Source organism: Thermoanaerobacter sp. YS13, assembly GCF_000806225.2.
In the GTDB taxonomy this organism is placed as follows: Bacteria; Bacillota; Thermoanaerobacteria; order Thermoanaerobacterales; family Thermoanaerobacteraceae; genus Thermoanaerobacter; species Thermoanaerobacter uzonensis.
Window position 1 is genome coordinate 45476 of record NZ_JOOI01000002.1, and the last position, 21988, is coordinate 67463.

The 21988-nt window shown below is 34.7% G+C and carries 22 protein-coding genes, 1 pseudogene and 1 riboswitch; of the genes and pseudogenes, 6 read left to right on the plus strand and 17 right to left on the minus strand.

What is annotated here, in order from left to right:
* Position 1 precedes the first annotated feature (1 nt).
* The 13 genes and pseudogenes from THYS13_RS08120 to asrA form a co-directional block, all read right to left on the minus strand.
* Positions 2–1384, minus strand: coding sequence for a cobyrinate a,c-diamide synthase (locus THYS13_RS08120; protein ID WP_042834066.1), 1383 nt, complete (start codon positions 1382–1384; stop codon positions 2–4).
* Entirely contained in the window at positions 1377–2177 is an 801-nt protein-coding gene (locus tag THYS13_RS08125) for an ABC transporter ATP-binding protein (RefSeq protein ID WP_042834067.1), read from the minus strand. The genes THYS13_RS08120 and THYS13_RS08125 overlap by 8 nt, the downstream gene beginning before the upstream one ends.
* Positions 2178–2181: 4 nt before the next feature.
* Positions 2182–3174 (minus strand): iron ABC transporter permease, encoded by a 993-nt coding sequence (locus THYS13_RS08130; RefSeq protein WP_042834068.1) that lies wholly within the window; start codon positions 3172–3174, stop codon positions 2182–2184.
* 1 nt (position 3175) lies between these two features.
* Complete coding sequence (locus THYS13_RS08135; RefSeq protein WP_042834069.1) at positions 3176–4123, minus strand: ABC transporter substrate-binding protein; 948 nt, start codon at positions 4121–4123, stop codon at positions 3176–3178.
* A 113-nt stretch (positions 4124–4236) separates the two neighbouring features.
* Positions 4237–4429: riboswitch (cobalamin riboswitch) on the minus strand.
* Positions 4430–4716: 287 nt separating this feature from the next.
* Positions 4717–5850 (minus strand): class I SAM-dependent RNA methyltransferase, encoded by a 1134-nt coding sequence (locus THYS13_RS08140; protein ID WP_042834070.1) that lies wholly within the window; start codon positions 5848–5850, stop codon positions 4717–4719.
* Between the two features lie 79 nt (positions 5851–5929).
* The gene (locus tag THYS13_RS08145; RefSeq protein ID WP_042834071.1) at positions 5930–6709 is read right to left on the minus strand and encodes a YgcG family protein; all 780 of its coding nucleotides are present in this window, start codon (positions 6707–6709) and stop codon (positions 5930–5932) included.
* A 276-nt stretch (positions 6710–6985) separates the two neighbouring features.
* Entirely contained in the window at positions 6986–7399 is a 414-nt protein-coding gene (gene sufU / locus THYS13_RS08150) for a Fe-S cluster assembly sulfur transfer protein SufU (RefSeq protein WP_042834072.1), read from the minus strand.
* Positions 7396–8625 carry a cysteine desulfurase gene (locus THYS13_RS08155; protein WP_042834073.1) on the minus strand — a complete coding sequence of 410 codons (1230 nt, stop codon included), beginning with the start codon at positions 8623–8625 and terminating at the stop codon, positions 7396–7398. Before THYS13_RS08155 ends, sufU begins: the two co-directional genes overlap by 4 nt.
* 29 nt (positions 8626–8654) lie before the next feature.
* On the minus strand, positions 8655–8981 hold the full coding sequence (locus THYS13_RS08160) for a DUF2250 domain-containing protein (protein WP_042834074.1): 327 nt from the start codon (positions 8979–8981) through the stop codon (positions 8655–8657).
* Between the two features lie 109 nt (positions 8982–9090).
* Positions 9091–9332, minus strand: a pseudogene (locus tag THYS13_RS08165) (hydrolase TatD); the annotation flags it as partial.
* Between the two features lie 159 nt (positions 9333–9491).
* The gene (gene asrC, locus THYS13_RS08170) at positions 9492–10499 is read right to left on the minus strand and encodes a sulfite reductase subunit C (RefSeq protein ID WP_003869857.1); all 1008 of its coding nucleotides are present in this window, start codon (positions 10497–10499) and stop codon (positions 9492–9494) included.
* Between the two features lie 16 nt (positions 10500–10515).
* Positions 10516–11307, minus strand: a complete 792-nt coding sequence (gene asrB / locus THYS13_RS08175; protein ID WP_042834076.1) for an anaerobic sulfite reductase subunit AsrB — start codon at positions 11305–11307, stop codon at positions 10516–10518.
* Between the two features lie 27 nt (positions 11308–11334).
* A complete protein-coding gene (gene asrA, locus THYS13_RS08180) occupies positions 11335–12387 on the minus strand; it encodes an anaerobic sulfite reductase subunit AsrA (protein ID WP_042834077.1) in 1053 nt (350 codons plus the stop codon).
* 396 nt (positions 12388–12783) lie between these two features.
* On the opposite strand from asrA, the gene THYS13_RS08185 reads away from it, so the two are divergent.
* Positions 12784–13674: a selenium metabolism-associated LysR family transcriptional regulator gene (locus THYS13_RS08185; protein ID WP_042834078.1), complete on the plus strand. Its 891-nt coding sequence runs from the start codon at positions 12784–12786 to the stop codon at positions 13672–13674.
* A 16-nt stretch (positions 13675–13690) separates the two neighbouring features.
* Here THYS13_RS08185 and THYS13_RS08190 read toward each other — a convergent pair whose 3' ends face one another.
* The 4 genes from THYS13_RS08190 to THYS13_RS08205 all read right to left on the minus strand — a co-directional run bounded on the left by THYS13_RS08190 (position 13691) and on the right by THYS13_RS08205 (position 17896).
* Positions 13691–14263, minus strand: a complete 573-nt coding sequence (locus tag THYS13_RS08190; protein WP_042834079.1) for a LemA family protein — start codon at positions 14261–14263, stop codon at positions 13691–13693.
* 223 nt (positions 14264–14486) lie between these two features.
* Positions 14487–15812 (minus strand): hypothetical protein, encoded by a 1326-nt coding sequence (locus THYS13_RS08195; RefSeq protein ID WP_042834080.1) that lies wholly within the window; start codon positions 15810–15812, stop codon positions 14487–14489.
* Complete coding sequence (locus tag THYS13_RS08200) at positions 15796–16938, minus strand: DUF58 domain-containing protein (RefSeq protein WP_042834081.1); 1143 nt, start codon at positions 16936–16938, stop codon at positions 15796–15798. The genes THYS13_RS08195 and THYS13_RS08200 overlap by 17 nt, the downstream gene beginning before the upstream one ends.
* Before the next feature lie 19 nt (positions 16939–16957).
* Positions 16958–17896 carry a MoxR family ATPase gene (locus THYS13_RS08205; RefSeq protein ID WP_042834082.1) on the minus strand — a complete coding sequence of 313 codons (939 nt, stop codon included), beginning with the start codon at positions 17894–17896 and terminating at the stop codon, positions 16958–16960.
* A gap of 192 nt (positions 17897–18088) precedes the next feature.
* On the opposite strand from THYS13_RS08205, the gene THYS13_RS08210 reads away from it, so the two are divergent.
* From THYS13_RS08210 to THYS13_RS08230, 5 genes are read left to right on the plus strand one after another with little or no spacing between them, the layout of a single operon-like run.
* On the plus strand, positions 18089–18505 hold the full coding sequence (locus THYS13_RS08210) for a Fur family transcriptional regulator (protein ID WP_042834083.1): 417 nt from the start codon (positions 18089–18091) through the stop codon (positions 18503–18505).
* 18 nt (positions 18506–18523) lie between these two features.
* Positions 18524–19408 (plus strand): metal ABC transporter substrate-binding protein, encoded by an 885-nt coding sequence (locus THYS13_RS08215; RefSeq protein ID WP_042834084.1) that lies wholly within the window; start codon positions 18524–18526, stop codon positions 19406–19408.
* Positions 19409–19433: 25 nt separating this feature from the next.
* The gene (locus THYS13_RS08220) at positions 19434–20318 is read left to right on the plus strand and encodes a metal ABC transporter solute-binding protein, Zn/Mn family (protein ID WP_042834085.1); all 885 of its coding nucleotides are present in this window, start codon (positions 19434–19436) and stop codon (positions 20316–20318) included.
* Between the two features lie 6 nt (positions 20319–20324).
* Positions 20325–21089, plus strand: a complete 765-nt coding sequence (locus THYS13_RS08225; protein ID WP_042834086.1) for a metal ABC transporter ATP-binding protein — start codon at positions 20325–20327, stop codon at positions 21087–21089.
* Positions 21082–21876, plus strand: a complete 795-nt coding sequence (locus THYS13_RS08230) for a metal ABC transporter permease (RefSeq protein ID WP_042834087.1) — start codon at positions 21082–21084, stop codon at positions 21874–21876. Before THYS13_RS08225 ends, THYS13_RS08230 begins: the two co-directional genes overlap by 8 nt.
* The last annotated feature ends 112 nt before the right edge of the window (positions 21877–21988 follow it).

Genomic DNA, 21988 nt, shown 5'->3' on the forward strand with positions numbered 1-21988 from the left:
ATTAATCCTCCTGAAAAGCATTTGAGTTTCGGTATTGAACACATTTGTCAACAAACCTCTTGACAGCCTCTTTATATGTGTATAAATTTATGTGAACATACGTCGCTAAGCAATTTTTATGCACAAATCCACATTCCCAAGCGTTTTCTTTTCCCGGTTTATGCACAACGTATGAGGCTTTCTGTGAAAAACCTTTTATTATTGAGTGGTGAAACTCATGCCCTTTTATTTTATCCCCTTTTCTAAAAAGGATGTTATCTTCAATAACTTCTGCCTCAACATAGCCAAATCTCTGAAGCCTTTTTGTCATGACAGTTTCAAAATCATAAATTCCTGCCATTTCAAAAGTATTTCCTTGTAAATCTGTTATGCTTTTTGTAAGATACATAAAGCCGCCACACTCTGCATATGCAGGCATACCTGAATCTATTGCATCTTTAACCGATTTCAACATTTTTTTGTTTTTATTAAGCCTCTCCGCGAAAACCTCTGGAAATCCTCCCCCTATGTACAAACCCGATATTTCATCTGGTAATTTATAATCTTTAAGAGGACTAAAGGGTATAAGCTCTGCTCCCATTTCTTCAAAAAATTCCAAACTCTCTTTGTAATAAAAATTAAAAGCCTCATCAAACGCATACCCTATTTTTACCCTTTTTAAATCATGGCCCTCACCAATCGTGTTTCTAAATCTATTTGAACAGTCAACTACACCTACATTAAGAATTTTTTCTATATCAATGTATTTTCCAATATAATCATATAAGGTATCAAACTTGTGTTTAATTTCTGGCATCTCATATATCGGTACAAGGCCTAAGTGTCTTTCTGGCAAATCTAATTTTGGATCCTTTGGAAGATAGCCAAAAACCTCAATACCTAAATCTCTTGTTATGCATTCTTTCAAAAGGGCATAGTGTTTTTCACTTCCAACTTTATTTAATATCACCCCTGCAATTTTTACTTCCCTGTCATAGTGCATATAACCCATTATTAAAGCTGATACACTTGTCGCCATAGAAGAAGCATCTACAACTAAAATCACAGGAATATCTAAAATTTTCGCAATGTCAGCACTGCTCCCCTTTTTTGTAGTATCAATCCCATCGTACATTCCCATAACACCTTCAATTATAGAAATGTCAGCATTGCAGGCATTTTTGTAAAAAAGCGATTTAAGGTTTTGTTCCCCCAACAGGTACAAGTCGAGATTGCAGGAAAAATTCCCTGTGACATATCTGTGATAAGCAGCATCTATATAATCTGGACCTACTTTAAAAGGCTGAACTTTATACCTTTTTGACAACACTCCCATAAGCCCAAGGCTTACAGTAGTTTTACCGGCCCCTGAATGGGTGCCTGCAATCATTACAGCCTTACACAACTTTGAGTTGCTCCTTTCCATTTAGCGATGGAATAACGTAAGGAGTATGGGTGACTGGATTTTCAAATACTTCCACATCTATTGAAAAAGCTGAATTTATATTGTTCAATGTTAAAACATTTCTGGGAGACCCAGATGCTATTATTTTTCCTTCTTTCATTATGAAAATCTCATCACAAAACTGGGAAGCAAGATTAATATCGTGGAGCACAACAATTACAAGTATCCCTTTTAAGGATAAATCTTTTACAAGGGACAGTATTTCAACTTGGTACTTTATATCAAGGTGAGAAACTGGCTCATCCATGAGTAAAATTCGAGCTTTTTGTGCTAATGCCCTTGCTATATACACTCTTTGCCTCTCACCGCCGCTTAACTCTTTTATGCTTTTGTCTTTAAACTGCCATGTATTTGTAATTTCCATGCACTCTCTTACAATATCTCTGTCTTCTTTTCTCTCCGACTGAAACCTTTTAAGATAAGGAATTCTTCCCATCATTACTACGTCATAACAGCTAAATTCAAAGTCGTAAACTATATCTTGAGGCACATAACCTATATATTTTGCCTTTTCTTTTATAGTAAAGTCTTTGATATTTTTTCCCAACACAAAAACATTACCATAAGTTGGCGTCAAATACCCTGATATATTCTTTAAAAGTGTAGTCTTGCCACTTCCATTTGCACCAATTATCCCTATCACTATGCTTTTATTTATGGTGAAATCTATCCCTCTTAAAACTTCCCTTTCCCCATAAGAAAAATGTAATTTATCTACCTGTAAAATTGCCATATCATCACATTCCTTCACTTTTTTGTTTGCTCTTTATTAACAGATACAAAAAGAATGGCCCTCCAAATGCCGCAGTAATTATCCCAATTGGAATTTCCATTGGTTTTAAAATAACTCGTGCTAATAAGTCTGCAAAAGTTAAAAATATCGCTCCCGATATAGCACTAAAAGGTACAAGAATTCTATTGTCAGGTCCTACAATAAGCCTTGATATATGAGGCACAATAAGTCCTACAAAACCTATAATTCCTCCAACTGATACAGCTGTTGCAGTAACCAATGACCCTGTCACAAGAATTATTTTTTTGACCAATTCTGTGTTGACACCTAAATGTTCGGCAACCTCTTCTCCTGTCAATATCGCATTTACATCCCTTGAAAATACATACATAACAAAAGAACCAATCAATATAACAGGAGTAGAAAAGACCACACCATTCCAGTTTATGAGGCTAAATCCTCCCATAGTCCAAAAAACAATTCGAGAAAACTCATCATGATTTAAAAGCATCATGAGAGAAATAATTGCAGACATAAAAGCACTTATGGCTATACCCGCCAATAACATTGTAGTCATAGATACTCTTGTCCCAGTTTTAGAAATAGTGTATACGAAAAATACAGTCATTAAAGAAGTAATAAATGCCATAAAACTAAGTCCAAATATTCCAAGTCCTAATATTATCGCAATAGTAGCACCAAAAGCCGCTCCTGATGATATACCCAAAACATAAGGGTCTGCCATTGAATTTCTCAAAAGTCCTTGAAAAAACGCTCCTACAACCGAAAGCCCCATTCCTACAACTGTAGATTCAACAACTCTTGGAAGTCTTAAATTAAGGATTATCGTCCTAGAGGTTTCACTTCCCCCTCCTAAAAAAACATTTAAAATTTCCTGCAGGGGTATTTTTACCGCCCCTGCAGAAATTGATAAAATCATGGTAAAGATAAGCAGTAAAAAGGCTGTACCAAAATATATGCCTCTTTTGAATTTCACTTTACTTAAATGCCTCCGGATGTAAGAATTTTGCAATTTCTTCAAGTCCTAAAACAATTCTATTAGAAGCTCTTGATATTATGTCATCATTGCTTATCACAAATATCTTGTCATTTTTAACAGCATTTGTGTCTTTGTATCCTGCCATATTTTTGATGTCTTTTACATTTCCTGCATGAGGAGATGTTATTATCACATCAGGATTTTTCTTGACTAATTCTTCTACGCTGTACTGCGCCCAGCCATTTACATCCTCTGCAACGTTTTTGCCACCTGCAAGGTTTATAAGCTCATCAATAAATGTGCCTTTACCTGCTGTCCAGTTTCCGTCAAGAGAGACCAGATAAAATACGCTGACTTTCGGAAGGTCCTTGACTTTGTCATTTATTTCTTTTATTTTATCTTGCATTTGTTTAATTAACTCTTCGCCTTTTTTCTCAGTTCCTGTTATTTGACCTATTATTCTTATAGACTGGTATATCTGGTCAATATTTTTTGCCTCCAACATTACAACAGGGATACCCATCTTTTCTAAAGATTCCATCTGCTCTTTGCCTGAAAGAGTGGAAGCAAAAATTATATCAGGTTTTTGAGCAGTAATCGCTTCTACATTTGGCCCTTTAAATCCCCCCACTTTGGGTACATCCTTGACCTCAGGTGGATAATTATCAAAGTCTGTAACACCCACAACCTTATTTCCTGCTCCTAAAGCATATATAAGCTCTGTTGTAGAAGGTGCAAGAGAAACTATTCTTTGAGGTTTTTTGTCTATAGTTACTTCTCTTCCCAAAAAATCAGTAACCTTTAAAGGAAACTGAGTTTTTACGGTTTCAGTTGCTGTTTGAGAAGTGTTTTCTGGTTTAGTAGCAATGTTTGTTGAACAAGCCGCCAGTGAAAACATCAAAGCAAATATTACCAATAAAGCAAGTAAACCTTTAAATTTTCTCATAAGTACCCTCCTAATTTAAATTTTTCAAGTATCAAAAAAAGCCTACCCCATGGAGGTAGACCTTTTTGCCAAAATTAAGCATAAAAATTCCATTCCACCTTCCCTCCGAAGGCGAACTTCCGAAATCTTATGGCAGGTCTCCTGGCTCGCGATTCATCTTCCACCCTGCCTTCCCACCCGGCACATTTCTTGAGTGCCAAGCAGTGGCTTATTAGGGCTTCATCCTCGCTCACAGTAGCGGGGGCTGCAGCGGATTTTCACCGCTTTCCCTTTTAACTTCTCAAGACCATAAGATTTTTTGTATTCACTTGTACACCTATATTTTACATCTACTTATCATTTAAGTCAATTCCCTTGTTCATGACTATCTATTTACCTTGAAAAATATGTATCAAGTTTCTTATATAATAGAGTCAAGGATATCTCCTCTAAGAGAACCAATGAGCGATTCAATGCGCTCAACATCTACAGCATAATTAGCATGTATATTCTTTTGCTTTCTTCCTCACTGCATTATCCATAACTCCACCACCAATTTTTATCGATAATCTTATATTTTATTATAACCCTCACATAGAAAAACTCAATAAAAATTAGTTTTCTGGTTTTGGTCCGTAATACTGATAATAGTAAGCTTTTAACATGCCATTGTAAAGCTTTCTTTTTTTAGAAGCCTCTCTTCCAAAGAGTTTCTCAAATCTTTCATGGGAAGTCAGTATATAAAAAGACCACGTATCAAGTTTTTTGAAAACTTTTCCCATTTCTTTATAAAGTTTTTCTACTTCCTTTAATTCCCCCATCCTTTCACCATAAGGAGGATTGCATATTATAACACCATATTTATCATCTGTTTTTAAATCTTTTAATGAGATATTTTCAAAAGTTATGTATTTCTCTACACCAGCTTTACGCGCATTGTCTTTTGACAATTTGATGGCGTTTTCGTCAATGTCATATCCTTTTATGTTTAAAGTTATATCTTTTTTAATAGCACCAACTGCTTCTTCTCTCGCTTCTTTCCATAATTTATTTGATATTCTCCACCATTTTTCGGAAACAAATTGTCGTTTTAAACCTGGTGCGAGATTTATTCCAATCATAGCTGCCTCGATCGGAATCGTCCCAGAGCCACAAAAAGGGTCTATCAAAGGTCTATCCGGTTTCCAAAAGCTCAGCATTATCATAGCAGCAGCCAAAGTTTCTCTCAAAGGTGCTTCATTGGATATGACTCTATAGCCTCTTTTGTGTAAACCGTCACCACTCGTGTCAATCATAAGTGTTACCTTGTCTTTCATTAATGAAAATTTTATTTTATAAGTTGCGCCGTTTTCTTCAAACCATTCTTTTTTGTATTTCTTCTTAAGCCTTTCCACAACAGCTTTTTTAACTATTGCCTGACAGTCAGACACGCTAAAAAGCTTGGATTTTATTGAATAACCCTCCACAGGAAACCTGCCATCTTCAGGTATCCAATCTTCCCAGGGAAGAGCCTTTGTACCTTCAAAAAGTTCTTCAAAAGTTGTGGCAGTAAATTCCCCTATTTTTACGTATATTCTCTCTGCCGTTCTAATCCAAAGGTTTGACCTGCATAAAGCCATCTCATCGCCTGCAAAAGTGACTTTTCCATTCTCTGCAGTGATATCTTTATACCCTAGCTCTTTTAGCTCTCTTGCAGTTATTGCTTCAACACCAAAAAGAGTAGATGCTATAAATTCTATTTTTGACATATTTTATCTCCCTTTACCTCTAAGTTTAACTAATTCAACCTTATTATATCACTTGCATCTATAAATATATATATCATTTTTAGCGGCTAGCTCCTCCACCGCCGGCAGAGCCTCCACCGAAGCCTCCACCGCCGAAGCCACCACCTCTAAAGCCTCCAAATCCTCCTGAGCCAAAGCTTCCTGGACCCCACCAGTTTCTTCTTATATTTCTTCCTCCTCTTCCAAAGATAATAAATATTAAGATGAGTATAATCACTACAGCAATATCTTCCCATGATATACCACTATCATTGCTACTTGTATTGACACTGTATTTGGAAGCATCCAATCCCTGAAGGTCTATATTGTACTCTTTTGCAACCCTTGAGGCTATAGCCATATAACCGGCGTATATGCCTTTAGAGTACTCGCCTTTTGCCCAAGAAGTTAAAACAAAATCGTCTAAAATCCTTCCTGCAACAGAATCCGGTATTGCCCCTTCCAAGCCATAACCTACATCAATTCTCACTTTTCCAGCCTGACCTTTTAAAAGTCTGTCTTTTACCACTAAAAGGAGAACACCGTTGTTTTTCTCCTTGTCTCCTATTCCCCATTTTCTAAAAAGGCTAAGAGAATATTCCTCAATTGGGTAATCTCCAATGCTGTCAACTGTAACAACTATTATTTGTGCCTTTGTGGCATCATCTAAAGCTTTCCCTACTTTTTCGATCTCTTCTATATCATTTTGAGACATAAGCCCCGCATAATCATATACATATTTAAACTGAATAGGTTTAGATGGAACATCAGGTGCAGAAAAAGCTATGGAATTAAATAATAATAAAAAGGCAATTGCAATTAAAAAAATTCCCTTTTTCATTTTGCCTCTCCCTATCTTAATATTTTGTAATTAACTTAATGCTTTAAAAATATCATTCTTTCGCTAAATTTAAACTATTTTAATGTATTACTGTTCATGTCTAGTATATTAGCATAGATAATAATAAGTATCAACACAAATTTTTAAAATATGCTGGCTTTTTAAAAAAAGTTATACTATTATCCTGAGAATCGTTAGACTTCAAATAGGAAGAGGCATATTTTAAAAATATTCGCATTCATGTCAAAAGAACATTATCAAACTTTTATCTCTTTTTTACAAAATTTCCTGAAGCGTTTTCCACGCAAGTAAAGCACATTTTACGCGGGCAGGAAAGTCAGATACTCCCTGCAGTACTTGAGCATCACCTAATTCATCAAGATTTACATCTTTTTTGTGCATCATGTCTATAAATTGTTGCACAAGCCTTAAAGCTTCTTTTTTGTCTTTCCCTTTTATAAGGTCTATCATCATAGAGGTTGAGGCTTGGCTTATGGCACACCCATGGCCCGTGAAAGAAGCATCTTCTATAATGTCACCATTCATTTTTAAATAAAGAGTAATATTGTCGCCGCAAAGAGGATTGTAACCTCTTTCTTTGTGAGTAGCATCTTTCAGTTCTTTTTGATGGGGAGAATTTTCGTAATGTTCCATTATAACCTCAGAATAAAGCTGATTTAAATCGCTCATTTAAACCACTTCCTAACTTTTTTAAGTCCTTCAACAAGGGCATCAATATCCTCAAAATCGTTGTAGAGATAAAAGCTTGCTCTTACAGTTGCAGGAACGCCTAAGTATCTCATTAAGGGCAGACAGCAGTGATGCCCACTTCTTACAGCAATTCCTTCTTCGTCTAGTATTGTAGCAACATCATGAGGATGGACACCTTCTACATTGAAGGAAATTATTCCTCCTCTTTCCTTCGCATCGTTGGGGCCATACAATTTTACAAAGTCTAACTCTTTCATTTTCTGAAGACCATACTCCAAAAGCTCCCTTTCGTGTTTATATATATTTTCAAGGCCAATCTTTTCTATATAATCTATAGCAGAAACAAGCACACAAGCTCCTTTTACGTTAGGTGTTCCTGCTTCAAATTTAAGAGGTGGAGGAGCAAAAGTTGCACAGTCCTCGAAAACTTCGTCTATCATTTCTCCTCCTCTTAAAAAAGGAGGCGTATCAGAAAGCAAGTCTTCTTTTATATAAAGTACGCCAATTCCCATAGGTCCTAACATTTTATGCCCTGAAAAAGCAAAAAAGTCACAATCTATTTTCTGTACGTCAACCGGCATATGAGGTACGCTTTGCGATCCATCTACCAATACTTTTGCCCCGTATTTGTGGGCAATATGCGTAATCTCCTCTACAGGATTTATTATGCCCAAAACATTTGACATATGCTGCACAGCAACTAATTTTACTTTGTCAGACATTTTTTCTTTAAAGTCTTTCATAGAAAGCCTAAAATCATCATCAAGATAGACATATTTAAGTTTCGCCTTTTTGGCCTCTGCTACCATTTGCCAAGGAAGCATATTGCTGTGATGCTCAGCTATTGTCAGTATTATTTCGTCCCCTTCGTTTATATATTTCATTCCCCACGTGTATGCTATAAAGTTTATGGATTCTGTAGTATTTCTTGTAAAAACTATAGATTCCACACTTTTAGCATTAATAAATTTTTTTACTCTTTCTCTTGCCTCTTCATAAGCCTGTGTAGAAAGAACACTTAAATAGTGGGGGCTTCTGTATACATTTGCGTTTAATTCTTCATAATATTTATCCATGGCTTTTATAACGCTAATTGGCTTTTGAGTTGTAGCAGCATTGTCAAGGTAAATAAGCTTTTTACCATGAGGTTTAACATTTAATATTGGAAAGTCTTTTTTAATCTTTTCTACATCAACATATTTCACTTTAAAATCCTCCTCCCTATATGACCCTTCTACCTGTTAGGGTATTCGATGTCAAAATTAATATCAATTTTCTTCCTCGCCTGCCTTAAAAAAAGTTCCCCTTCCCTGGTGAGCTCATAATATGTGTGATTGCGATGCTTAACACTTTTTCGTCGTCTATGGTAATATTTAACTATTCTTCTTTCCACTCGCTGGATTAGTCCTCTCTCCTCCAAACTTTGAAGTCGCTTTCTGCTTTCTTCCAAAGATAAACCTAAGCGCATCGCCAGAAGCTTCGCATATTCCGGTCCAAGTTTTTTGAGGTAGGTGAGGATTGTTAAATCAAGAAATTCATCTTGGCCATTGTTGACTAGCATGCTCTTCTCTCCTTTATTATGGATTTACCACTAAGTAGGTTGGTTTTTAAATACTATGACTTAGTAATAAATCATATTGCTGAGCGTTTAAATACCAAAAACTTCTTCAGTCATCCGGTATTCCCATAGGGTGAAGCCAATGGCTATGTAAAGCTTAATATCTTTTTTAGTAGCATTGCTTACAGAAAGAGTTAACATTTGATGGAAATGATCAAAGAGTGTTTCTGCATGTTTTGCACCAAAAAATAGGGAGCAGCCAATAATTTTCTTTACTCCGGCTAGTGCCATGCTCTCCCATCCTTCGAAAGGAAGTAATGAAACATGTACATGAGAATCTACAATTTCTTTTATCAATCTTATTCACCTGCCTTTATATTTCCTTGTAAATTGCCTAAGGGCACTATACGCTTGGCTGCTCGGCCATAACATGGACATCTCCAACACCATTTTTGCAATAACCTGCACCTTATATACGTCTCGATTCCTTCACTATTCCATGCCAATTTAACGTTAGGTTACAGGTTTTACATTAAAATTAGACCTGTATTCGGTTTCTGTCCATAATACCCTTTCAGCCACCATAGCTTCTGGGTTAAGTTTGACATCTTTTAATATCATTTCTTTAAATTTGTTATATCCCACTCTGTCAATAAGGTGTCCACCATGGATGTATTCAGGTTTGTTGTTCATAACATAAGCAGAAAATGTCTCCCAGTTTTTAAGTACACCTAAAACCACATCTTCTGTAACCCAATTTAAAAAGATTTTTCCCATACGAGGTGTTTGCTTTCCTGTTCTGCCGCCGATCAATACTCTGTAGAATTTTTTAGGGTTCCTGGTCCAAGCACCGGTTGGACACACTAGGACGCATTCACCACAGCCGACGCAGCAGCAGGTATCTTTCACGATTTTTCCTTTTTCTACAGATAAAACACGCGTTGCATGATGAGCACACGCTTCTACACACTTTTTACACCCTATACAGCGCTCATAATCGTATTCCGGCTTTGTAATACCAATTATACCGATATCACTAACGTGAGCTTTAGCACAGTCGTTAGGACATCCTGATATATTTAATTTTATATGATAATCGCTGGGGAATATAATCTTTTCTATTTTTCTGGCCAGGTCGGTTGTATCAATGTTAGCATATATGCAATGACGATTACCTATGCAAGCCATTATATTACGAGCCCCTATGGTCGGATACCCGTTGTCATCAACTGCCATATCAACTCCGCATAAATTTACTTCAATTTCTTCGATATATGGTCTTATATATTTGTTAACCTCATCTATATATTCATATTTGATTCCTGGTATTGAAATTGTCTGTCTGACTCCCAGGTGAAATTCTCCGTTTCCCCAAGTTTCCGCAATATGCTGAAAAAATGACAGATATTTGGCATCTATAACACCGCCGGGAACGCGTATCTGGAGCATAAACTCCCCACGCACTTTTGACTGACGATAACAATTTCTTCGAACCTTTTTTACATCTATATCGTAACTCATATAATTATCCCTCCGATTAATCCAACAGATTTTTTGCTTTAGTATAATTAAAGACAGGCCCTTCCAGACAAACATATGTCTCATTTATCTTGCAATGGCCACACTTGCCGACGCCACAAGACATTTTTCTTTCAAAAGATAACCAGATTTTATCTTCGGCTACACCGTTCTTTAAACATTCTAAAGCGGCAAAGTGCATCATAACAGGAGGACCTACAATTACTACATTGTAATTTTCAAAGCTGTCAAATGGTATTTTCTTAATGTGTTCTGTAACAAGGCCGACCTCAAAGCCTTCTATCTTATCTTTATCAAGAGTATAAATTGTGTTAAACCTGCTTCTAAAATTATTTAAATCCTCTTTGAACAGTATACTCTTTTCGTCCTTAAATCCCGCAATGAAATACAGAGAGTGTATTTCATCTGGATGTTCATAAAAATACTTTAAAAGGCTTCTAACAGGAGAAACCCCAGTTCCACCGGCGATGACAACTAGATCCTTACCCTTAAAATCATCTACAGGGAATGAATTACCATAAGGGCCTCGCATAAATATCTTATCACCGGGTTTTAAATTAAATATTTCATTGGTAAGTTTTCCTACCTTCCGTATGGTGAGTTCTACCCAATTATCTCCCATCGAACTTACCGATATAGGGCCTTCTCCGATTTTAGGTAAAGACACCTGAAAGAATTGTCCATGTTTTACCTTTGCATTGGTTTCTATTCTGAAAGTATATTCATTTTCTGTTTCGTGTATAATATCGATTATTTTATGGGGAACTGGAAGCATTATATTTTTACTCATTTACTTTACCTCCTCAATTGATGCTGTTTACCTTATATCTTTATTTGTTGTCTCCGCTTTTTTGAGTTTTTCCACTTCATCATACAGGCGATTAATGGTAGCCGGAAAAGATATTAGTTCAGGACATCTTTCATCACACCGCCCGCATCCTACACACATGTGCTCGTCTTTGAAACGAAGTTTATAGTCATAAATTTTATGCAGAGTTCTGAATCTCATCCGCTCTCCCGCGGTTTTCCTGAAACTCAGTCCACCTGCCATTGTCGTGAAATCTTCGTGCATACAGCTGGCCTGAACCCTTCTCCTCTCACCAACTTTTCCGTTTTCTGTGTATATTACGTCTAATGTGTTAAAACAGCTGCAGGTTATGCACACAGCGGTACAGGCTCCACAGCTTATACATCTTGAATTATAACTTTTCCACATATCGAGATCGTAAATTTTTTCTAATAATTCATGGCTATCAATTTCAGGGATGTTAACTTTTGTCGGGTTAGAGGTAACGAATTCAGGGGTAAATTCTACTTCTCTTTCATCGGCAAATAAATTGGTAAATTCATCATCTTTTATTTCTACCAATATCTTATCATCGCCAAACCTAACTGCTAAACTGTAGTCGTCGGTTTTATTGGAGCCCATTGAGACGCAGAAACAACTATCCCAACCTCCTTCTTTGCATTCCATTAAAATAAACTTTACTTTTTCCCGTAAACGCTTGTAGTAAATATCTTCTGTTCCTCCGTTTTTGAGAAAGATAGTATCAAGTCGTCTAAAGCCATTTATATCACAGGGGCGTGCAAATATCAGAATCTTTTTGTCATCTGCCTTGCTTTCCATATATTCATATTCGGTAAAGTAGAATAGCGCCTGGGTAATCGGATAAATCACTTCTTTTGGTGAAAAATCTGATTTCTCATCGTAGACTACATCCTCAATTGAGTTAATTTCTGCATATCGAATCAAATCAGTGTCTGAATAACGACCACGCTTTTCAAAGCGCACAGGAGCATATACCTTATACTCTTTTTGCAATTCTTTTAAGATTTCATTCATCCTTTTAATGTTTACACAATAACTCATCTTCTTCCTCCTCAATACCATTCATTTGATATTCTTTATAATTCAGATACAAAAAGATTGACAAAAAACATCAATCTTAGAACTCAACAAATATAAAAGGCAGATTGAATAACTGGAACAGTACCCTCAAGTCCAAACAGAATGTTCAGAATTTTCTTTTTAAATTTTTATGTTAAATAATTAACGTTAAATAATTAACTTTGATATAAGTATAACACCCATAAAAATTTTAGTCTAATAATAAATAGTTATATCAATGATAATAATAATTTATACAAGGTGAACAATCCACAAGACTTGAGAAAGTTTAAGAATGCCAAGTTTTTTATCTTTTCATTAGTAAAGTATTATGATATTATGAAAATGATAATTTTATGGTTATATGAGGTGGTCGTTGTGACCCTCAGGGATATAGAGATTTTCGTAACCGTTTGCGAGTTAAAGAGCATGTCTGCTGCCGCAAAAAAACTTTATATGTCCCAACCTGCTATCAGCCAGGCCATATCGCAGATGGAAGGAGAGCTACAAGTCAGACTCTTTGACAGGATAGGTAGGAATCTCAGTCTTACCTATCCTGGGGAAATCCTGTATAGCTACGGAAAGCGTATACTCAATCTTGTCAAGGAAGCAGAGAGTACTCTTGATGATGTGAGGAACATGAGGATGGGAAGGCTGAGAGTGGGAACCAGTACAACGGTGGGAATTTACCTGCTACCGGAGATAATCGGCGAGTTCAGGCAAAAGTTCAGTATCGACGTCTACTTTACGATTGGCAACACGGCAGAGATAGAAAAGATGATATTTGACAATTCTATAGACCTTGGCATTGTCGAAGGTCCGGTCCATTCAAGGGACATTGTTGTAACACCCTATATAGATGATGAGCTATATCTTGTATGTTCAAAAAACCACAGATGGGCAGAGAAAAAAAGCATCAGCCCCGCAGAGATTGAAAATGAGGATATAATCATGCGAGAAAAGGGAAGTGGAACAAGGGAGGTCTTTGAGGAGACCATGGCGAGAAATAATGTGAGGTACAAAATAAAATACGTTCTTAACAATACGGAGGCCATAAAAAAGGCTGTCGAAGCCAATATAGGCGTTTCGGTCATATCCAGGCTGGCCGTAAAAAAGGAGATAAGAGGCGGTAGACTCGTAAAAGTTGACATTGAAAATATAAGATTTGAAAGGAAGTTTAGCATTATTTATCACAAAGATAAGTTCAAGTCGAATCTGTTCGAAGAGTTTATAAGAAACCTTTATAATTACAGCATAAGGTTATTCTAATTTATTGCAAGAATGCTTATTTAGAAAAATCTACTTTAGGCACAGTTTTTGCTGCTTCATCTGCTTTAAAATATTCTCTCTCTTTAAAGCCAAACATATTAGCAATGATAGAGGTTGGAAAAGACCTTATCTTAGTGTTATAAGCTTGAACAGCATTGTTATAATCCATTCTCGCTACAGCTATTCTGTTTTCAGTTCCTGCTAGTTCGTCGCTTAACTGCCTGAAATTTGCATCAGCTTTTAAATTAGGATAATTTTCTGCAATAGCAAGAAGCCTTCCCAAAGCTGTATTTAACTCTTCATTAAAAGCTGCTTTATCGGCAACAGTGTTAGCACTTAAAAGTTTTTCTCTCGCTTTATTTACACTATCAAAAATCTCTTTTTCATGGGTTGCGTATCCTTTAACAGTTTCTACTAAATTAGGAATTAAATCAGCCCTTCTTTGAAGCTGATTATCAATCTGACTCCATTTGCTGTTCACATTTTCATCTAAAGCCACTAACTGGTTGTAAGTTCCATAAATTGTTCCAAATACTAATACAGCTATTACAGCCAAAACAATCAATGTAATAATTAGCGGATTTTTCACTGTCATTCCCCTCTCACTATTTTTCTAAACACCTTCCATAGTACTATTATATACGATTTATTTGAGCAAAGTAAATCTCAGCTTGTTGATAAAGTCAAAAATTTTTAGGCTTCGGCCCTGCTTCCACCCTCGATCTTGCTAAATTTTGTTGCTGCTTTGTCACAAGTCGCACCGATTGCAAAATATCCTATTTTCGAAAGTTTGTCTGCAGTCTAAAGTAAATCTAAAGTTGTTTCAAATTTTTTGTAATTTCTCTTAATTTTATTTCAAATTCCTTTACTTCCTCATATTGAGGATAATAATTTCCATATCTTACTTTTTCGTAAAGAGCTGTAATTTCCCTCATTGCAGAATGCACAAAAGGAAAAACTTTCACCACTTTTTTATAAACATCTTCACTAGAATTGTTACCTTTTACAAGAATTTTGTTTTCGTATAAGCGTTTTAAAAATCTTTTATAATAATACCTTACCCTTTCCCTCGAATCCCTATAAATTTTTACTCGCTCTCGAACATTTTCAGCTATTTTCTGCCTTATCCCTTTTAATCTTTTATATATTTGCAAATCCCCAATTTTTATATCAATCTCTTTTTCTTCTGTAAAATCTCTTTCATGCTTTTCTTTTTGTAGTCTTGTTATTGCTTTTATTATATACACTATCAAAGCAATTATTATAACAACAGCTAATAAAGTAGCTATTCCATTTATCAAGTGGGCAAGCCAAGCATAATCCTGAGGAATCTGCTCCTCAAAAATATTTTCCTTATTGTTATATTGTCTTAAGGCCTTATCCATCGCCTTTTTAAAAAATTCTTTATCTATTGGCAATAAGCTAAAAAGCTTTGACAACATTAAAAACAAACCATAAGCTAAATAAGAAGCGCCATAAACAAAAATTTTCACAATGCCTTCATACAAATAATGATAGATAAATTCTCTCACAGCAGGAGAAGAAAGTAAAATCACAGTTAAAATTATAAGGCTTACTGCTACCCACTCAAAAGTCGAAACTCTTTTATTTGACCTATTATCGGAGAATCTGAGATTTTTAACTTCCAAAAGCACAAAAATGCTCAAAAGAATATAAATAATGCTATATTTGGGAATTATCAATATATCTTCAGGAGGCATAAAATAGTTCGCAATATTTATGACAAATAGTCCTATTAACTGCTTATAAAATTGTTCTACATTTAACATATAATTAACGAAGACCCCTCTGTTTTTTACTCCTCTTGACCAAATATACAAAAACACAATGAATAGGGCCACAAGTTGATAATAATTTTCACTAATTATTGTACTCAATAAAACGCTAATTACAACACCTATAGTTAAATTCAATTGTTTATAAGATTTTTCGTTCATCTCAATTTCTGCATTGTTAAAAACCCCGCTTATTAAAGAAGCCAAAAGGATTATTCCAAAGGAAATACCTTTTTCTCTAATAAAAAGCCCATTTAATAGGGTGTAAATTAAAAATACCATCATGCCGTCTAAAACTGTCAAAAACGTCCTCACAAACTTTTCTCTATCCCACAGTTTCAAGTTGCTTCCCCTCTTCATTATAAAAGAATAACTTAATATTTGACGGTAAAGGACCAATTTTATTAGGCTTTATTGAAACAATTGAAATTTTTGTATTTCCTATGTCAGAAAGAGCATTTACAACTTTATCATCTACAAAAGGCGTTACAACCACTAAATCTGTGCCCCATGACAAATGATTTGTCATAAGCCTTAAAATTTCTTCCAGGTCATATCTCTTAAAAAAAGACAAACCCGCAAAAACCTCAAGAAGTTTTGAAATCTGAGATTCTCCTGCAGAAGGTTCTATAATGCTGTAATCCCCCTCAAAAAGGCAGATAGCATTTGTAGAAAATCCAACAGGAATGCCTTTTTTTAATAAATCCACTGATAAAGAAGCTGCTACTTCCACTGCCTTTTCAAACTCTTGTATGTCAATAGTCTTAAACAGATACCTGTGAAAATCAATGTTAAACAATATTATTATTTTTTTATCTGCTGTATAATCATATTTATTCACTTTTAATGTCTGATTTTTGGCAGTAGCTTTCCAATTTATGTCTTTATAATTGTCAGAAGGAGTATAATCTCTGATTCCACTTATAATAATAGGGTCTTCTATTATCCATCTTCTTACAAATACGTCTCCTTGAAGAGAATCAGCCACAACAAAAGAACTATTCAAATCTATGAGATCAGGATAAACCACCAGTCTCGCATGAGCCAATATTTCACTTTCATATTCCTCACTGCCAAATAAATCGGTAGAAAAAACTTTAATAGGGTCAAAAAGATTGTACACTCCTCTTTTTATACCTACAATTTCAAATTTCCTTGTAATTCTCTGAAAAGGCATCATAGAAAGCACTGTAGTATGAAAATACTTAACTTTATCATTATTTTCCACCATGGATGATTTTACCATTTGAAGCTCCACAGGAATCTTTTGCTGTAACTTCAAATAAGTAATAGGGAAAATTTTTTTATTTACAAGTGTAATCCTAAGCGTTGTTTTTTCCCCAGGGAAAATAGCTGGATTTTCAAACTTCCTTTCTATTTTCAAATCCTTAAAAATGTATTTTTTATAAAGATTAGCTTGCATGACTAATACAAAAGCTACAACAAAAATAAACCACAAAGCATTCATTTTCAAAACCACCTAATTTTTATTTTTCAAGAGGGATTGGAACTTCTTCTAAGATTCTTTTCACTACATCTTCCGCATTTAAATTCTTAAGTTTACCTACCCCTTTCAAAATAATTCTGTGAGAAAGCACAAATGGTGCAATGTACCTTACATCGTCTGGTGTTACAAAATCTCTTCCTTTTATATAAGCATAAGCTTGAGAAGATTTATAAAGAGCTAATGTAGCTCTTGGGCTTGCTCCCAATTCTATCTCCCCATCTTCTCTTGTCCTTTCAATTATATCTAAAATATAATTGGCAACATCTTTTTCCACATACACATTGGTATACTCTTTTTGCATTTTTATTATATCCTCTTTGCTGCAGACTGGTTGAATATTCTCTAAAGGACTACCTTTATCAAAAAGGTCTATTATTCTCTGCTCTTCTTCTCTTTTAGGATATCCCATTTTTATTTTCATCAAAAACCTATCTATTTGAGCCTCGGGAAGAGGAAAAGTGCCGTAACTTTCTATAGGATTTTGCGTAGCAATAACAAAAAAGGGTTTGTCTAAAGGATAAGTCACACCATCTACAGTTACCTGTCTTTCTTCCATACATTCAAGAAGGCTGGATTGAGTCCTGGGTGTGGCCCTATTTATCTCATCAGCTAATAAAATATTGGTAAATAAAGGACCTTTTTTAAACTCAAATTCATTGAGTTTTTGATTGTACACATTTATTCCTGTCAAATCGCTAGGAAGTAAATCGGGAGTAAATTGAACCCTCTTAAACTCACAACTAATAGATTTAGCTAATGCTTTGGCAATTGTAGTTTTACCAACACCTGGCACATCCTCTAAAAGAATATGCCCTGAAGAGATTAAGGCTGTAAGCATTAAATCGATAACTTCTCTTTTCCCTACTATCACTTTTTCAATGTTATTCCTTATGTCTTCTAATATTTTTGCATATTCCATCTTATCACCTTTTTCAAATAAAATTCTTACCCTATTTTTTATTATAGAAAACATTTTCTAGAATTTCAATAGTATATGTAAAAGTTAACATTTAATTAAAATTTATGCAAAGTTCCTATTGACTTTTTTGCTAAATTGTAATATCATCTTAATTAAGAAAGATTTCTTATTTAATAAAGGGTTGTGATTAAAATGCATAAGCAAGAGGCAATGAAAAAATTAAAAGAACACAATTACAAATTAACTCCTCAAAGGGAGTTAATACTAGATATCATGTTAAATCAACAGGGATATCTCTCTGTGAGAGAAGTCTATGAAAGAGTAAAAGAAGTATTCCCTCAAGTAAGCATTGACACAGTTTATCGCACTTTAAGCCTTTTGAAAGATATAAATATTTTAAATGAAACGACAATTGGCAATAATATTATGTATGTAATGCGAAAAGAAATACACAATCATACCATGAGATGTTTGAAATGCGGCAAAATCTTTGAACTAGACATATGCCCTCTCGAACTTTGGATAAACCAGATAAAAGATTTTGAAGTTGTAGACCACAAAATAGAAATCGTTGGTTATTGCAGAAATTGCAGAAACAATAAAAACTAACTATAGGAGGTAATATTTATGAAAAAAACTTTAATCGCTATACTGCTTATCATGGCTTTAATTTTAGGTATAACCTCTTGTGGCACAAAAACAGTAGAATCTTCAAAACCAGTAGTGTACGCATCTTTTTATCCAATTTATGACCTTGCATCAAAAATTGGTGGTGAAAAAATAACAGTAAGAACTATAATACCGCCAGGAGTCGAACCCCACGATTGGGAGCCTACCACAAAAGACGTGGCTGAGATGACAAAGGCAAAAACTATCCTTTACTTAGGTTTGGGAATGGACTCCTGGATTGACAAAATAAAAACCAATGCTCCAAATGTAACATTTTATGAAGTATCAAAAGGCGTAACCCCAATTGTTGAAGGTAATCAAACAAATCCTCACATATGGCTTTCGCCAAAAGAAGCCTTGACAATGGCTAAAAACATAAATGAGGCTTTGCAAAAAAGTTTCCCTAATGATAAAGATTATTTTGAAAAAAATTATCAAACTTTAAAAACTATATTAGAGACTCTTGATAAAGAGTACACTGAGACTCTTTCACAGACAAAGCACAAAACCTTTATTGTATACCACAGTGCTTTTGATTATTTAGCAAGAGACTATGGCTTAAAGCAAGAAGCATTAGTAGGTTCAGATGAAGAAGCAGAGGTAAGCCCTGCTCGAATGACAGAAATTATAAATCTTATAAAAAGTGAAAAGATAAAATACATTTTCACAGAACCCTTGACTTCTCCAAAGCCTATACAGACTATAGCAAAAGAAACAGGAATACAAATCTTAAATCTTAATACAATTGAAGGCCTTACAAAAGAAGATGTAAAGAAAAAAGAAGATTATATTTCACTAGTGAAACAAAATCTTGAAAATTTAAAAAGAGCATTAAATGAATAATCAATATCGGGAGGTTAAGGAATACATGAAAAAAGTAGCAATCACCACTTTTTTAATTATTGTATTAGTATTAAATTTAACAGCTTGTAGCTCAAAAACTTCAGAAGCATCAAAACCATTAGTATACGCTTCTTTTTATCCGATTTATGATTTAACTTCTAAAATCGCTGGAGACAAAGTGGTAGTAAAAAATATAATTCCTTTTAATGTAAGCCCTCATGGCTGGGAACCTAGTGCAAAAGAAATGGCTAAAATAACAAAAGCAAATGCCATTTTGTACTTAGGAATGACAATGGAGGAACCATGGATCAATAAAGTAAAAGCCTCTGCCCCAAATACACAATTTTATGAAGTATCAAAAGGAATAGAACCTATTAAAAAAGGTAATACAATAAATCCCCATCCATGGCTTTCTCCAAAAGAAGCCTTAATCATAATCAAAAACATAAATGAGGCTCTACAAAAGATTGACCCCTCAAACAAAGATTACTTTGAAAAAAATTATCAAAATTTAAAAGCACAATTAGAAAACCTTGATAAGCAATATTCAGATGAATTATCAAAAGCAAGGCTTAAAACTTTTGTAGTTTTCCACAGTGCTTTTGCTTATGTTGCTCGCGATTATGAGCTAAATCAAGAATCTTTAGTAGGTATGAGTGATGAAGCAGAACCAAGCCCTGCTAGAATGAGTGAACTGGTAGATTTAATCAAAAAAGAAAGCATAAAATATGTATTTGCAGAAAGTCTCTCAGCAGCAAAACCAATGGAAGCAATTGCTCAGGAAAGTGGTGCTACACTTTTAAAACTTAATACAATAGGTACATTATCCCAAGAAGACATTGATAGAAAAGCTGATTTTCTTTCTTTAATGAAAGATAATTTAGGAAAACTAAAAAAAGCATTGGAGTAGATAAAAATGAAACAAATTGAAGTTAAAAACGTAAATTTTGCTTATGATACTAAACAAGTACTTACAAATGTTTCACTAAAAATAAACAAAAGTGAATTTGTCGCAATCATTGGACCAAATGGTTCTGGGAAGAGCACTTTAATCAATATAATGGTGGGAAACCTTACACCTACTACAGGTGAAGTTTTATACGATGGAGTAAATTTGGAAAAAATAAAAAATAGGTCTTTTATAAGTTATGTACCCCAAAAGTCTTATTCCTTCAATGCCTCTTTTCCTGCCAGTGTAGAAGAAGTAGTATCAATGGGATTATACGCAAAGAAAGGAATATTTAAAAGACTTTCTAAAAAAGATTGGGAAGAAGTATATGAAGCTTTAAGAATTGTAGACATGCTCGATTATAAGCACAGTTTAATAGGAAGACTATCGGGAGGACAACTACAAAGGGTCTTCATAGCTCGCTCTTTAGTTGCAAAACCAGAAATACTTTTTTTGGATGAGCCTACAACAGGAATTGATACAAAGTCTGAAAAGGCTTTGTACGCTATCCTAGAAAAGCTGAACAAAGAAAAAGGTATAACTATAGTAATGGTAACCCATGACGTTTGGGCAATTACCAACAGGGTGTCAAGGATAATATGCATGAGTGAAGGTAAAATCAACGAAAAATGTGAAGCCGTCGACCTTACAGCAGGAGAATTAGCTGAAGTATATGGATATCCAGTAAAAATAGCAAAACATCATCACAATGGGAGTGTTAAAAATGATTGATATTTTTTCCTATGAATTTATGAGAAGAGCATTTATAGCCGGAAGCATTATTTCAATAATTGCACCTTTAACAGGTAGCTTTCTTGTCCTCAGACGGCTTTCACAAATAGGAGACACTCTTTCTCACGTTGCTTTAGCAGGAGTGGCAGCAGGTATTTTACTTGGAATAAATCCTACATTAGGTTCCATAATTGTAGTACTTTTAGCATCTTTTGGAATAGAAAGACTGAGGAAAACATATTTCAGGTATTCAGAAATATCAATAGCCATAGTAATGTCTGCAGGAATGGCAATTGCCATAATTCTTTTGAGTTTATCCCGTGGTGGTGCAGCCAACATAATGAATTATCTGTTTGGAAGTATTGTGTCTGTAACAAACACTGACGTCCTTTTGATTTCAACTCTCGGTATCGTTGTAGTGGCATCAATTATGCTGCTGTACAAAGAGTTATTGTACATCACCTTCGATGAAGAAGCCGCAAAAATTTCAGGGATACCCGTAAGCTATATCAATTTCTTCTTTACAATACTAGTAGCTTTAACGGTTGCTCTCGCCATGAGAATTGTAGGTGCGCTTTTAGTCTCAGCCCTAATGGTAATACCGGCTGCCGCAAGTTTAAGAATCGCCAAAAGCTTTAAACAGACAGTGTTTTATGCAATACTCTTTTCATTTATCTCTGTATTTTCGGGGATATTTATCTCTTTCTATTTAAATTTATCACCTGGTGGAAGCATAGTTATCATCTCACTTATAATAATGGGACTAGTTTCATTAAAGAAGAGATAAATAAGGAGAAGAATTAAATTATAATCATCTCTTCTTCTCCTATTATTTTTTTATGCTTAAATCTAAAATTCTTTTTTAATTTAGGTAAATATTATATGTTAAACTATTCTAA

Excerpts from the sequence above, each read along its gene's own strand:
- THYS13_RS08125 (WP_042834067.1), bottom strand. The coding sequence starts at position 2,177 with ATGGCAATTTTACAGGTAGATAAATTACATTTTTCTTATGGGGAAAGG.
- THYS13_RS08135 (WP_042834069.1), bottom strand. The coding sequence starts at position 4,123 with ATGAGAAAATTTAAAGGTTTACTTGCTTTATTGGTAATATTTGCTTTG.
- THYS13_RS08140 (WP_042834070.1), bottom strand. The coding sequence starts at position 5,850 with ATGTCAAAAATAGAATTTATAGCATCTACTCTTTTTGGTGTTGAAGCA.
- THYS13_RS08145 (WP_042834071.1), bottom strand. The coding sequence starts at position 6,709 with ATGAAAAAGGGAATTTTTTTAATTGCAATTGCCTTTTTATTATTATTT.
- sufU (WP_042834072.1), bottom strand. The coding sequence starts at position 7,399 with ATGAGCGATTTAAATCAGCTTTATTCTGAGGTTATAATGGAACATTAC.
- THYS13_RS08160 (WP_042834074.1), bottom strand. The coding sequence starts at position 8,981 with ATGCTAGTCAACAATGGCCAAGATGAATTTCTTGATTTAACAATCCTC.
- asrC (WP_003869857.1), bottom strand. The coding sequence starts at position 10,499 with ATGAGTTACGATATAGATGTAAAAAAGGTTCGAAGAAATTGTTATCGT.
- asrB (WP_042834076.1), bottom strand. The coding sequence starts at position 11,307 with ATGAGTAAAAATATAATGCTTCCAGTTCCCCATAAAATAATCGATATT.
- asrA (WP_042834077.1), bottom strand. The coding sequence starts at position 12,387 with ATGAGTTATTGTGTAAACATTAAAAGGATGAATGAAATCTTAAAAGAA.
- THYS13_RS08200 (WP_042834081.1), bottom strand. The coding sequence starts at position 16,938 with ATGAATGCTTTGTGGTTTATTTTTGTTGTAGCTTTTGTATTAGTCATG.
- THYS13_RS08205 (WP_042834082.1), bottom strand. The coding sequence starts at position 17,896 with ATGGAATATGCAAAAATATTAGAAGACATAAGGAATAACATTGAAAAA.
- THYS13_RS08210 (WP_042834083.1), top strand. The coding sequence starts at position 18,089 with ATGCATAAGCAAGAGGCAATGAAAAAATTAAAAGAACACAATTACAAA.
- THYS13_RS08215 (WP_042834084.1), top strand. The coding sequence starts at position 18,524 with ATGAAAAAAACTTTAATCGCTATACTGCTTATCATGGCTTTAATTTTA.
- THYS13_RS08220 (WP_042834085.1), top strand. The coding sequence starts at position 19,434 with ATGAAAAAAGTAGCAATCACCACTTTTTTAATTATTGTATTAGTATTA.
- THYS13_RS08225 (WP_042834086.1), top strand. The coding sequence starts at position 20,325 with ATGAAACAAATTGAAGTTAAAAACGTAAATTTTGCTTATGATACTAAA.
- THYS13_RS08230 (WP_042834087.1), top strand. The coding sequence starts at position 21,082 with ATGATTGATATTTTTTCCTATGAATTTATGAGAAGAGCATTTATAGCC.